The 13451-nt window shown below is 42.8% G+C and carries 8 protein-coding genes; 6 read left to right on the top strand and 2 right to left on the bottom strand.

The annotated features are described in order from the left end of the window. The first annotated feature begins 73 nt into the window (after positions 1-73). The 5 genes from HNW13_RS11475 to HNW13_RS11455 all read left to right on the top strand — a co-directional run bounded on the left by HNW13_RS11475 (position 74) and on the right by HNW13_RS11455 (position 8310). Entirely contained in the window at positions 74-3793 is a 3720-nt protein-coding gene (locus HNW13_RS11475; RefSeq protein WP_192115408.1) for an ATP-binding protein, read from the top strand. After that, positions 3793-4446, top strand: a complete 654-nt coding sequence (locus HNW13_RS11470) for a hypothetical protein (RefSeq protein WP_162022246.1) — start codon at positions 3793-3795, stop codon at positions 4444-4446. The genes HNW13_RS11475 and HNW13_RS11470 overlap by 1 nt, the downstream gene beginning before the upstream one ends. Next, positions 4443-5663 (top strand): phosphoenolpyruvate carboxylase, encoded by a 1221-nt coding sequence (locus tag HNW13_RS11465; RefSeq protein WP_182743532.1) that lies wholly within the window; start codon positions 4443-4445, stop codon positions 5661-5663. The genes HNW13_RS11470 and HNW13_RS11465 overlap by 4 nt, the downstream gene beginning before the upstream one ends. Then, positions 5651-6643 (top strand): hypothetical protein, encoded by a 993-nt coding sequence (locus HNW13_RS11460; RefSeq protein WP_192115409.1) that lies wholly within the window; start codon positions 5651-5653, stop codon positions 6641-6643. Before HNW13_RS11465 ends, HNW13_RS11460 begins: the two co-directional genes overlap by 13 nt. Before the next feature lie 407 nt (positions 6644-7050). After that, on the top strand, positions 7051-8310 hold the full coding sequence (locus HNW13_RS11455) for a dicarboxylate/amino acid:cation symporter (RefSeq protein WP_101086208.1): 1260 nt from the start codon (positions 7051-7053) through the stop codon (positions 8308-8310). Positions 8311-8514: 204 nt separating this feature from the next. Here HNW13_RS11455 and HNW13_RS11450 read toward each other — a convergent pair whose 3' ends face one another. Both HNW13_RS11450 and HNW13_RS11445 read right to left on the bottom strand, forming a co-directional pair. Further along, positions 8515-9726: a hypothetical protein gene (locus tag HNW13_RS11450; RefSeq protein ID WP_192115410.1), complete on the bottom strand. Its 1212-nt coding sequence runs from the start codon at positions 9724-9726 to the stop codon at positions 8515-8517. A 206-nt stretch (positions 9727-9932) separates the two neighbouring features. Continuing rightward, positions 9933-10925 carry a class 1 fructose-bisphosphatase gene (locus HNW13_RS11445; protein ID WP_101086206.1) on the bottom strand — a complete coding sequence of 331 codons (993 nt, stop codon included), beginning with the start codon at positions 10923-10925 and terminating at the stop codon, positions 9933-9935. A gap of 172 nt (positions 10926-11097) precedes the next feature. Between HNW13_RS11445 and HNW13_RS11440 the strand changes: the two genes are divergently transcribed. Beyond that, positions 11098-13395 (top strand): S9 family peptidase, encoded by a 2298-nt coding sequence (locus HNW13_RS11440; protein WP_192115411.1) that lies wholly within the window; start codon positions 11098-11100, stop codon positions 13393-13395. Positions 13396-13451: the final 56 nt, after the last annotated feature.

The following is a 13451-nucleotide window of genomic DNA, read 5'->3' as shown; positions in this document are numbered from 1 at the left end:
AATAGACGTTATTTTTTCATCCGTATTTTGCTTCTTTGTCACTGCAATGTGAGCTGTTTGGAAAAGGATTATCATGCCAAGCTTGATTAGAATCGTGTTAATTAATACCCACCTACCCGGTGTGGTCGAACTGTTATTAAATGGTCACACTAATATTTGTGGTACCAATGCCTCTGGTAAAACAACCTTACAACGGTTAGTGCCGGTATTTTATGGCGAGTACCCTAGCCGTGTGGTGCCGTCAACGCGTGACAGTTTCGAACGTTGGTATTTACCCCATGACTCAAGCTACATTATCTATGAATATCAAAAAGATGATGGTTTACTTTATCAAGCTGTTTTAGCCTCGGCGGGTGACGGTAAAGGGGTAAATTACCGCTTTATTGGCCGTGCTTTTGAGTTAGAGCATTATATTAAGTCGCGTAATGGCGACACCATCATTTGTCATTCAATGGCAGAGTTGGGCCGTGAAGTAAAACGTGATGGCGTAGCCCATACAAACTTGTTAAACACTCGCGAGTTTCGAGCGATAATTCAGAACGATCGTAGCTTATTAAATACCGGCAGTAACCGCAATGAGCTGCGGACTTACGCGCGTCAGTTCTCGTTGTGTGACGGCGAACATAGCTTGCGTCATATCGAAAAACTCGCTAAAGCCGTGCACTCGAAAGAGGGCAAAATGGAAACGGTTAAATCAATGATCGCGGCCATTTTAGAAGAAGATGGGGTAAACCCACCGACGTCTAGACTGAATCCACAACGAGTAGAAACGTGGATCCGTGAAAGTCAGCTGGTGCAAGGTTTTGAACAAATCCGCCCCGAATACGAAAAGCTCGAACAAGAATTTAATCAGCTATTAAGCGCAGAGTTACGCTTAGCCAGTTTATCGCGCGGTTATCGCGCCGATGAAACCTTAGAAGCTGAGCGTCAAGATCGTAACCAAACTCATGGTAAAGAATTAAACCTCAAGTTGCGTTTATTAGATGATGAGTGGAAAGATGTTCGTGATGAGTTAAACCAGGAATTATCTGCCGCTAAAGGTGACGCTGGCAAGTTTGAAGATGAACTTAATGCCATTGAAGACCAGCATGCTGCTTTTTTAGATGCCGACATTGAACAAGCCAAAGCTGATTTAGATAATTTGCCTAATTGGCGCAGTGATGTTGAAAACCTTAACGAGCGTCATAAATTACAAACCGAAAAACACCAAGATATTGAAGCCGCCTTTAATGCCCGTCGTAGTAAAATTGCTGAGCAATTACATCGCGAACTTGAAACGCTACATCTTGAGCAAGACACCCAACGTGAAGCGCGTGATAAGCAACGTGAGCTTGCCAATGACGATATCGCTAAGTTAGAGCTGCAATGGCGCGAGCAAACCGATGCCGGTAAAGCTAAATTTAGCGAACAAGAATATCAACTTAAATTAACCGCTGCCGAGCTTAAGCATCAAGTTGATGGTGTGACTTACACCGAAGATGAAAAAATGCGTTTAGCGATTTTCGATGAACGCATAAGCCTAGCTGATGAAGAGCAAGAAACCTGTAATCAAAAGGTCGATCGTTTAACCACAGAAGAGCGTAAACAACGGGCCAAGCGCGACCAAGCTAACGAAGCGCTGCGTATATCGAGTATTCGCGTTAGTGATAGAGAAAATGCCAAAGAAGAACTGCACCATATGTTGTTCCCACAATCGCATACCTTGTTGGAGTTTTTGCGTAAAGAAGCCCACGGTTGGGAGCACACCTTTGGTAAAGTTATCGCGCCAGAGTTGTTACATCGCAGCGATCTACACCCAAGCCTAACCAAAGACAGCAGTGAAGCATTATTTGGGGTTAACCTCGATCTTAAAGCCATTGATGTTCCAGAGTATGCTGCCACAGAGCAAGATTTACGTATTCGTTTAGCTAAAGCAGAAGAAGCACTAAAAAGTGCGCAAGAAATGCATGCCGAAGCGGAAGATCAACTAGTTGCTATGAATACGGCGCTCGATAGCATCACCCGCGAACTGACCTTTGCCCGTACAGCGTACAAAAATAGCCGTGAAGACTTACGCCGTCTGTTTGACGAGAAGCGTAACGAACAACAAAAAATCAATCAAGCTGTGGCAGATCGTAAAGCCGATTCGAGCAAGCGATTAGTACAACTTGATAATGAACTTAAGCTGCTTAGCAATCAGCACCTTGGTTGGTTAAGCGAGCAAAAAGAGCAGGCGCTTGAAGCGCACATGGAAAAAAATGCCTATTGGCAAGAAGTGGTCGGCGCCATTGATAATCAATTAGGCCAGATTAAAGCCAATATCGAACAACGCCGTACAAATGCAAAAACCGAGCAAAAAGCAGGTGAAACCTGGTACAAAAATGAGCTTAAGTCGCGTGGTGTTGATGAAGGCACCATTTTGGCGCTTAAAAAACAGATCCGCGATCTTGAAGCCTGCATCAGTAATGCAGAACAACGCCGCAGTGAAGTGCTGCGTTTTGATGATTGGTATCAACATACCTGGCTTGTTCGAAAGCCTAAAGTGCAAACTCAATTAACTGATGTTAAGCGCGCTACGCTGGAATTGGAGCAACTGCTAAAAGCGAAAACGGCAGAAATAAAACACCGAAGAGACAGCTTAGAAACCGAACGTAAAGCCTGTGATGCAGCCCAAGTAGAGGCGTCTGAAAACCTCACAAAGCTGCGCGCCGTGATGCGCAAGTTAGCTGAACTCAAATTGCCGGCTAATAACGATGAAGCGATGGGCAGCATTGGCGAGCGTTTGCGCCAAGGTGAAGATTTATTGCTAAAGCGTGACTACTTAATGGGTTCTGTTAAACAATATGTTGAACACTTTGACTCGGTCATTGCCAGTAAATCTGGTTCAAGTTTGGCCGAATTTTGGGAGCGGGCCCGTGATGAGTCGAGCTTTGTGAACGACAAAGGTATTCGCCTTCTCGACTATCGCAAGTTAGTCCCACAGCTTGAGCAGTTACTCAATGTGATGGTGCCGCAATCGTTAATGGCGATTCGCGAACAAGGGCGTATTTTTGGTATCGACTTAACCGCATTCTATGATGTATTAACCGATATTGACCGCCGTATTGCCAGTCAAAGTGCGCGTATTACCCGTGAAGTGGGTGAAGAGCTATTCCTCGAAGGAGTATCAGAGTCGGCAGTGCGAATTCGTTCACGTATTAGCGAACTGGAGTTTTGGCCTGAACTTGAAGTGTTTGTTAAAGCCTTTAAAGCGTGGAAAGCAGATGGTTTCAGCCAACTACCGGACGAGCATTACACTAACTCAATGCGCCGTGCATTAGACATTATTGGCCGTGCAGCATTAACCGGCGGTATTGCGAAACTGCTAGAAATAGAACTGCGTTTAAAAGAAGGTAACAGCGACTTAATTATTCGTACCGACCGTCAGTTAAACGAGTCTTCAAGTCATGGTATGGCGTACCTTATTTTATGTAAGTTCTTATTGGCCTTCACCCGTTTATTGCGCGGCAAAGCCAATGTCACTATCCATTGGCCAATTGATGAGTTAGGTACGCTACATCACACTAACGTGAAGAAAATCTTCGATGCCTGTGAGAACAACAATATCAGTGTATTAGGGGCTTTCCCAAATCCTGAATCTGAAGTGCTAAGTCTATTTGCTAACCGTTACATCATTAATAAACAAACTAAAAAGCTGCAGGTCGTTAAACCTAAAGCCAACCCGTTAGCGGCCCGTTTATCGCAACGTAATACTAAAACCGAAATGCCTACGGCGGAAATGACTCGCGCTGAAACTGCTAAGGAGCACATCTAATGTCTGAATCGACTGAAACTATCTTAGTAGGTACTGGCGCATTAATAGAGCAATTGTTGCGTGGTGAGTTTATTTGCCGAGTGACCAATGAAGACGGTTGGCGGGCATTAAAAAACAACAGCACTCGCGACAGAGTTGAAACCTACCTTAACCAAATTAATCGCACCATTGCCAGTGCTGGTGAGGGTGAAGTCTTTTTTTGTGGTTATTTGCAGCTCGGCGAAGTTGAGCGCAAAGTTATTTCATCGCAATTTAAAGATATTTGCTCAGGCCTTATTCCATTAGTGGAATGGCTGGTATTAGTGCAAGAAGCCAGTGGCCAAGATGCACCGCTGAGCGAAGGCGCGCCGATCCGCTTAACCGATTTACAAGCGCGTATTGAAGATACGCCAGCCTTTAGAGAGCAACTCACTAAGTTGAGCCATTACCGATTATTCGGTTCAAGCAGTACTAACGTTGACGGCCAAATTAAGTTGGTGTTTAAGCGTTTAGTGGAACTGGGTTATTTAACCAAACCCAATAGCGAAAAACAGATTTATATCGCCACGGGTAAGTTAGATTATCTATACGAAGTGATCCGCTTTATTGATGAGACCGAAGGCTTAAGTCTTGAGGCTCAGGCAGAAACCGCGACCCAAAGGGACTTGATATGAGCAGTAACTTACACCAAGCCGGGGTAAAGCTGCTCAAACAACTTGGGCGTCATGCCGATGTTGTCATGGATGCATATTTGGCAGGATCGGTTAACGACACTGCTCATGATGCTGGCGTTATCGAAAAGCTGAAAAAAAGTGGCATTTTATGGCGACCAGAACCGGATCAAGAACTGCGCTTAAAGCGTTCGGTGCGGGCATTATTGGAAGAAGCATTAAGCGACGAACGTAATCGACAGATTGATGCCAACGTCGGCTCCGCGCTAGCCACAATAAAAACCTTAGCCGATCATTATAAAGAGGCGCGCCGTGATGTGGATTTTAGTGCTGCAGAAGCCTATTTAGCCGATTTAAATGAACATGTGTATAGCTTTACCGACAGTTTACGTTATTCAATTCGGGTGTTATGGAGCCGAATTAACAACGAATTTGGTTATGTTGGGACTATAAGTGCCAAAATTCGCGAAAACGAGTTAGCCCAAAGCCAGGTGTCAGAGCTACTAAACGGCTTAGAAATGTTTCAATTTAGCGAGTTAGGTGAAATTGCTGGCGATATTCGTGAACTGCGCCGTTTGTTGATGACCAGTTTGCAAGAAACCTTAAGTCAATGTACCCAAGAGTTGAGTATTGTCCAAGCGAGATTGTATGAGTTACTTGGGCGATTTAGGCAAATACAAGGGCGCACCCGATTACTAAAAGGTTGGTTACTGCACACCAGCATGCATCCTGATTATCAACCTGAAAACCATGTAGTGCATAAAGCAGTACCGGTATTATTTAATTGTGCTGAGGCGCTGATAGCCCCTGCAAGTGTTGATGTGTCTAACCCTCATCACGAACTAGAACTGATGGGGTTAGTGGCACAAGTTAAAGCCATTAGTCGCGACTCATTACCAGCGGCATTGCGTGAGCATAATGTGACCTTTGAAATGGGTGACAGTGAGGATTTTGATATCCCTGAAAACCCCCTTAAAATAGCCGTGGATGAATATTTTTGTGAAGTGATTGATTCCGGTTTACGTCAATCGGCATTAAGCTATTTGCAAGAGAAGCAATTAACATGGGATGCTGAAAGTTGGCTTTATCAAGTCATTGGCGGTTATGAAGGCCTAGCCGATGAACATAAAAATTATTTTGAGCTTGAACCCATAGGAAAACCCGATCCGGTTTATAGCGGTAACTTTATCATTAACGATGTTGAGTTATGGCTAGCCTAAGCAAAAGACAGTTACAGCTAATGGAACACGCGGCAAAGCAGCGCTTGCCGCGGGTGAAGTTCACTGCCGATTGGAAAAAATTGTATCAATTGTGGCAAATAGGTGAGACCGATGGTACTGACAAATACCTGTATTTGACCGCCAACGATTATGTTTTACTGCGTAACATGGCCCAAATTGATTCGGGTTTAGATATTCTGGCCCTTGATTTTGATGTGCCCCGCCAGCAGATGTCACAACTCAGTGCTAATGAGAAATACGCTAATATCAGCCCTGAAGCTGACTATGTATTAATTAAGCTGGCACCTAGTTTATCTCAAAGCCTAGAGACTGATTTAGCGTCAGGTTCAGTTGCCGATTTATTATCTGTACATAATTGTTCACTGCGGTTAAAGGTCGACAGTGCAATCGCGCTTTGTCAGCGACTCAATCTAACGAACCTCATCGTGGTCGAAAATCTCGACAGTTTTGATCACTTTTTTGCCAACTTATTTACCTCAGAGTTACAGGCCTTCATCAATAACTGCATGGTGTTGTATCGAGGTAGCCATGACTATTCGCCAGCAGGCCGAAAGCGTTTTTTACACTTACTTGAATCACTCAATATCAATGTCATTGGCTTTACTGACCTTGATCCAGCAGGGTTAATGATTGCCAATACCCTTGAGTCTTGCTGCAGCATAATAGTGCCGCAACTTGCACTAGCGTCGCCAGATAAGTTATTAGCGTTAGCCCAGATAAATTCCACGGATGATTTTCATAAACAACACAAGCAATGGGCTTATCTTAATAATTTGTATCGAGATGCACATTCTGGCGATAAATCAGATTCTCAATTTTCCGCTTCATCAGTAATATATAATCCGCAATGGTTAGCGTTAGTGCAATGGCTCGGACAACATTGCGTGAGCATTAAACAGCAGCACATGTTAGCTAAATCGATGTCACTGACGTTGCTTAATATCCACTGTTCAGAATAAAACCACTCTTCATAATAAAACCACTCTTCATAATAAAAAAATACTACGCCGATTTATTAAACCGAGTTGAGCTCACTTAACCGCCAAGTAAAACCTTCAAATTGATTGTTACTCTCGCTGTCTGCTTGATTTTTATCGCTATACGCACAGATTTTAGCCGTTTCCGTCCTAAATCTATTACTGGTTATACCATCGTTAGTGATTAACTAAGTCTATAATCTATTGTTATTTTTAGCTTTTATATTGCATGCTTGTTAAGCGACGATTAAGTCATCACTTTTGTTCATAAGGTGATTGAAATATATTGCGCAATGTCTCAGTATTTCAGCGCTCGAAAAGAATAAGCACCAGGATTGGTATAACAATAATTAGCAACAGAAGTTGCCATTTCGAAGGGAAATTTATAGATGACAAAATCACTTTCAGCACGGATCTTTATCGGTCTATTTTTTGGGGTTCTGCTTGGTAGCATGGTGCAGTTTTTACTGGCCGATAATGCTTTTTTTGGTGGCACGTTAGTTAGCCTAGCAAGTGGTATTGGCACCATGTTCGTCAATATGATTATGATGCTAGTAGTTCCACTGGTGTTTGTGAGTATTGTGTGTGGTGTGTGTGAGTTACAAGATTTAAAAAGCTTTGGTCGTTTAGGGGGTAAAACCTTTGGGTTTTATATCATTAATACCATGGTCGCGATTTTAGCTGCTTTTACCGTCGCAATGATATTTGAGCCCGGTAAAGGCGTGGATATGTCGAGCAACGGTTCACTGGATATTACCGCGACAGAACTGCCTGATTTAATGTCGTTAATTGTGAGTATAGTACCAAACAATCCGTTTTCAGCTTTTACCTCTGGCAATATGTTGCAAGTGATTTTTATGGCGCTATTAATGGGCGGTGTCATTAAATCAATGGGGCAATCGGTTGAGGGAGCAGTTAAAGGATTTCAAACCGCCAATAAAATCATGATGCGCTTAATTTCAGTGGTAATGAGTTTAGCGCCATACGGTGTATTCGCCTTAATGTTTAAATTAGGCGCAACCTTAGAACCTGAAATTTTTGTCAGTGTTGTTGAATATTTAGTGCTTATTTTGGCTCTGCTATTGATTTGGATTTTTATCGTATATCCATATTCGGTCAGCCTGTTCACTCCTATTTCAGCGAAGACTTTCAGAGAAAAAACTCAAGAACAAATTCTCTTTTCATTGTCTACCGCTAGCTCAAACGCCACTATTCCGGTAACCATGCGTACCCTTACTGACAAGCTAGGTGTGAGCAAAGCGGTGGCTGGTTTTGGTGTGCCACTGGGTGCAACCATGAACATGGGCGGGGTGTCGATTTATATTACTATTGCGATTTTCTTCGTTGCGAACGCCTTTGGTATGCCAATCAGTAATGATCAAATTCCATCGTTATTGTTTAGCGTATTTTTACTGTCGGTGGGTGCTGGTGGTGTTCCTGGTGGTGGAATGGTGATGATTGGGGTATTGATTTACCAATTAGGCTTACCAGCAGAAGCATTTGTGATTGTTGCTGCATTAGACCGTATTATTGATATGGTGTTAACCTCATGTAATGTGGTCGGTGATACTGCGGTATTAACCATTGTTGATCAAACTGAACAAGCGCATCAGCTTGAGGCTGCAAAAACTACCGCTGAGGAAGTGTAAGATCCGTTTAGCAGTATGAATAAAATGGCCTGCATAGCAGGCCATTTTTATGTCTAAGGTGTTTTTTTTAAGGCCTCATGTTTAAGGCCTTCTGTCTAAGATCTTATGTCTAAGGTCTTATGCCTAAGATCTAAGGCCTTATGTTTAAGGTCATATGCTTAAGGCTTTAAATTGACGAACCTGTTGTGTCGAATATAGTAGATGCTATCTATGCTGCATTTTATTTTCTATCTTAGTCATCAGCTTGAAAGTCGTTTTTTCTAAATCATCTAAACCGCGATGAGCGACCTGTTCATAAGAGCGATTAATATAGCGATAAGCTTGTGGGTAGTTAAACTCAATCACCTCAAGTTCAGCCAATTCATTCAGCGCCTGTGTTTGCCCGATGGGATAGTTCATCATTTGATGATATTCAATGGCTTTTTTAAACTGCTCTCTGGCTTCATCATTGCGACTTATGCGCTGGTTTATCATGCCGGCAAGCTGTGAAATATAACCCAATGTTAGCCAGTCTTTCACTTTAGCAGCATTGGTTTTGGCAATGGTAAGTACACCTAATGCTTGTTCTATCCTGTCGGTTTCGGTATAGCTTTGCGCTAATAACAATCTTAGTCTGGCTAGCTCTCGCTCATCTTGCTGATGTGTAGCTAGATCGATTGCTGCTATCAATGTGGTATTAAGCTGTTGATATTGATGTTGCTGCAATTGGTTGCTGGCTAGCAGACGTATGGCAACTAAGTTATCGGGTGTGGATTTTATGAGCTTGGATAAGTGCTGCTCAGCAGCTTTAATGTCGCTAAGTTGTAGTTGTGTCATTGCATTGAACAACAGGGGGGAACTAAGACGTGAATGGTATTGAGTTTCTGTCTTGTTATCTTGTTGATTCTGTTGTAAATTATTTTGTAAGCTGTGTTGTGGATTGAGCCGCTGAGTAATCATCTTTGCTGCAGCTGATAATACTTGCTCGATGCTTGAAGCGTTAATGACTCCTGCTTCTGTATGATGCTGCTGATGTAATGTAAACGCTAATTGATATTGATTATTGGCGCCGGTAATACTGGATTCAATCACCAATCCTGCACCAGAGACGGCCATTAATTGCTGAATGTCCACAGTTTTGCTCAAGTGGTCATTAGCGATAAGCGAGATGATATTTATAATATCTTCGGTTTGCAGTAATGGGTAACTAACACCGACATTTAGCTGATGGATAAGCACATCCATTGCGGCATAGCGATTCCATTGCGAGTCTGTGTTGTCTGTCGCGAGTTGCACCGGAAGTACTAAAATAGTGCCAATTTCTATTGCAGGGGCTTTAGTGGACATCAGATAAGCATAAGCACTCATGCTAATAAGCAGTAAGAGTAAAATAGCCGCAATATATTTTTTTTTATTCGATGGTTTGGCGGGCGGCATCGTTATAGTCCTTAATTAATATCCTGAAAATAACTTAGTGGGTATTTAAGTTATTGTAAAGAAATGATTCTTTACTGGTGCCTAATGATTCAAATTTGTATTTTGGTTAACTGTGTTTATTCGCGTCAGTTAGATCATCAATGAGCTCAACTGCAGCGCATAAATGAAAAAACCGCCAAAAGGCGGTTTTTTTACAGCATAATCAATTAATCAATTGATGGCTCTTCGCTGTAATCAATACCGTGATAGCTCAAGCAAGTATCAACTTCGTTTGCGCTACCTAAAATTACCGCAACGCGCTGATGGATTTCGGTTGGCTGAATGTCCAAAATAGTTTCATAACCTGTTGATGCTTTACCGCCAGCTTGCTCAACTAGTAATGCCATTGGGTTGGCTTCATACATTAAGCGTAACTTAAACGGTTTGGCTGGGTTTTTATTGTCTGTCGGGTAAGAGAAAATCCCACCACGACACAATACCCGATGCACATCACCTACCATTGCAGCAATCCAACGCATATTAAATGATTGCTCTCGAGGTCCTATTTCTCCGAGTAATAAATCGGCAATATAGGTTTGCATTGGTGCTTCCCAAAAACGCTGGTTTGACATATTAATGGCAAACTCGGCGGTGTCCGGGGTTATTTGCACGTTATTGTCGGTCAGAAGAAACTCTTGGCTGTCTGGAGCAAGAGTATAAAACTGAGTGCCTTGACCAGTGGTTAGCGCCATCATGGTTGATGGGCCATACAACACATAACCCGCAGCAACTTGTTTGCGGCCAGCTTGTAAAAAGCTTTGTTCGTTTAACTCTCCGGTAGGTGCTGGTAATACCGAAAAAATAGTGCCCACTAATGAGTTGATATCGATATTTGATGAGCCATCGAGTGGATCAAAACACACTAAGTATTCACCTTTAGCGTTCACCTCAACCACATAATCTTCTTCTTCAGACGCTAAACCACGTACATTGCCATCGGTTTTAAGGGCATCTTTAAGCATGTCATTGGTGATCACATCCAGTTTTTTCTGGGTTTCGCCTTGAATGTTTTCTTGCTCTGTTGCACCCAAAACACCCGCTAATGCACCGTGACGAACCGCACCACTAATGGCTTTTGAGGTGTCAGCTAAGGTTAATAGTAGTTGTGTTAAAGACGCGTTTACGGCTTGTGCGCTAAGGGTTTGTGCCAAAGTCTGCATGATTTTTCCTATGAGATTTTGCGAGGTTAAGGTCGATGTTGTTAATTCTTATCAGTTATGTGCAAATCATACCCCACAATGGCGCTAATTTCAGCGATTGTTATCTGGGGTTTTGGTTTTACTGTAAATTGAGGCAAAATGTGGGCGGATTGAATTGCCCCAAGGATTAATAATGACAATAACATGGAAGCATCATGCTTTAGCGGCAGTGTCTGCCGTGCCACTCCTTTTTACTAGCCCGGTTTTTTCAGCAACCGCTAAAGGCAGCATCATGAACTCATCAACCACCGCAACACTGACTGCAATCAACGGTAGCACTACACCACTGACCATTGAACGTATTCATGCGTCACCAGCCTTAGCGGGTTCTAGCCCCCGCGGGTTGGCATTATCGCCTAACGGAAAACGTGTAACTTATTTATCAAGCCGTGCTGATAATCAGCATTTGTATGATTTATGGCAAATGGATATCGCGACTGGTAAGCGCAGTGTACTGATTAATGCTGATCAATTAGAGGCAGGAGAACTGTCTGATGAAGAAAAAGCTCGCCGAGAGCGCCAACGAATTTATGGCCAAGGGATCATGGAGTATTTCTGGTCTGAAGACAGCCAACATATTTTAATCCCTGCTGCGGGTAAGTTGTATTTATATGACGTTGCCAGCAATAAGGTGGCTGAGCTTGCAACCGGTGACGGTTTTGCAACCGATGCGCGTTTGTCTCCAAAAGGTCACTTTGTGTCGTTTGTGCGCGATCAAAACTTATTTGTATTGTCATTGGATAGCCAAAAAGTAACGGCACTCACCACAGATGGTAAAGGGCCAATTAAAAATGCCATGGCAGAGTTTGTTGCCCAAGAAGAAATGGACCGTATGACAGGCTATTGGTGGGCGCCCGATGAGTCTGCTATCGCCTTTACTCGTATTGATGAAACGGGTGTGGAGTTAGTGACTCGTAATGAAATTTACGCCGAGGGGATTAAATTAACCGAGCAGCGTTACCCTTATGCAGGTAAAGCCAATGTTGAGATCGCACTGGGTGTCGTGACCTTAAAAGATCGCACTATTAGCTGGATTGATTTGGGCAAACAAAAAGACATGTATTTACCTCGCGTAGATTGGCTACCCGACAGCCAGCATGTGTCGTTCCAATGGCAAAGCCGCGATCAACAAACGCTGGATTTACGCATTGCTGCAATCTCTCAGCCGACACAAGCTAAAACGGTGATTGAAGAGCGCAGCAAAGCATGGGTAAATTTAAACAATGATTTACACTTCCTAAAGCAACAAGCGGCTTTTATTTGGGGCTCTGAGCGTGATGGATTTAATCATCTGTATTTATTTGACTTACAGGGCAAACAACTTAAGCAATTAACCCAAGGTGATTGGGCTGTTGATGCGCTTGAGTATGTCGATGAAGCAACGGGTTGGGTATATTTTAGCGGTCGTAAAGACAGTGTTGTTGAACGTCATTTGTATCGAGTTAATCTTAATAAAGGCATGGACTCCATTGAGCGAATTAGCCAAGCATCGGGTATGCATGAAGCTGTATTTGCGGATAAAAAGCCCGTTTATTTAGATTACTTTAGTAGTTTACAGCAGCCGCCGCAGATAAGTTTACACAATGATTCTGGCAAGCAGTTAGCTTGGGTTGAGCAAAATGACATTGATAAAAATCATCCGCTTTATGATTATGCTGGTTTATGGCAAATGCCTGATTTTGGTCAATTAACAGCTGAAGATGGTCAAGCATTACAATACAGACTGTTTAAACCGGTGCCTTTTGATGCCGCTAAACAGTATCCGGTTGTGGTGCGCGTATATGGTGGACCGCATGCTCAGTTAGTAGTCAACAGCTGGAGCGAGGCAGATTATTTTACTCAATATTTACTGCAGCAAGGCTATGCGGTATTTCAATTAGATAATCGTGGCTCAGCGCACCGAGGCACGCAATTTGAACATGTCATTTATCAAAACATGGGTGATGCTGAAGTAAACGATCAAAAAGTTGGCGTTGATTATTTACGTAGCTTGCCGTTTATTGATGGTGACAATGTTGCTATTTATGGTCACAGTTATGGTGGTTATATGGCGTTGATGAGTCAGTTTAAGGCGCCGGGTTATTTTAAAGCGGCAATATCGGGTGCGCCAGTAACGGATTGGCGTTTGTACGACACTCATTATACTGAGCGTTATATGGGGAACCCGCGAACCAATAAAAAAGGTTACGACGCCAGCAGCATTTTACCTTATGTCAAAAATTATCAATCGGGCTTATTGATGTATCACGGTATGGCTGATGATAACGTTCTGTTTGAAAACAGCACTAGAGTATATAAAGCGTTGCAAGATGAGGGTAAGTTATTCCAAATGATGGATTACCCAGGGTCTAAGCATTCAATGCGTGGCGAGAAAGTGCGTAATCATTTATATAAATCATTAGCGGCATTTTTAGATCAACAGCTGAAGTAATCACTATTGTGTTAAAGGATTAACGAAAAAGCAGATATAAAAAAACCAGGTGATTC

The sequence above is a fragment of the Shewanella sp. BF02_Schw genome, assembly GCF_014596695.2.
Lineage (GTDB): Bacteria > Pseudomonadota > Gammaproteobacteria > Enterobacterales > Shewanellaceae > Shewanella.
The sequence above is the reverse complement of the archived record's forward strand: the minus strand, read 5'-3'. Positions and strand labels throughout refer to the sequence as shown.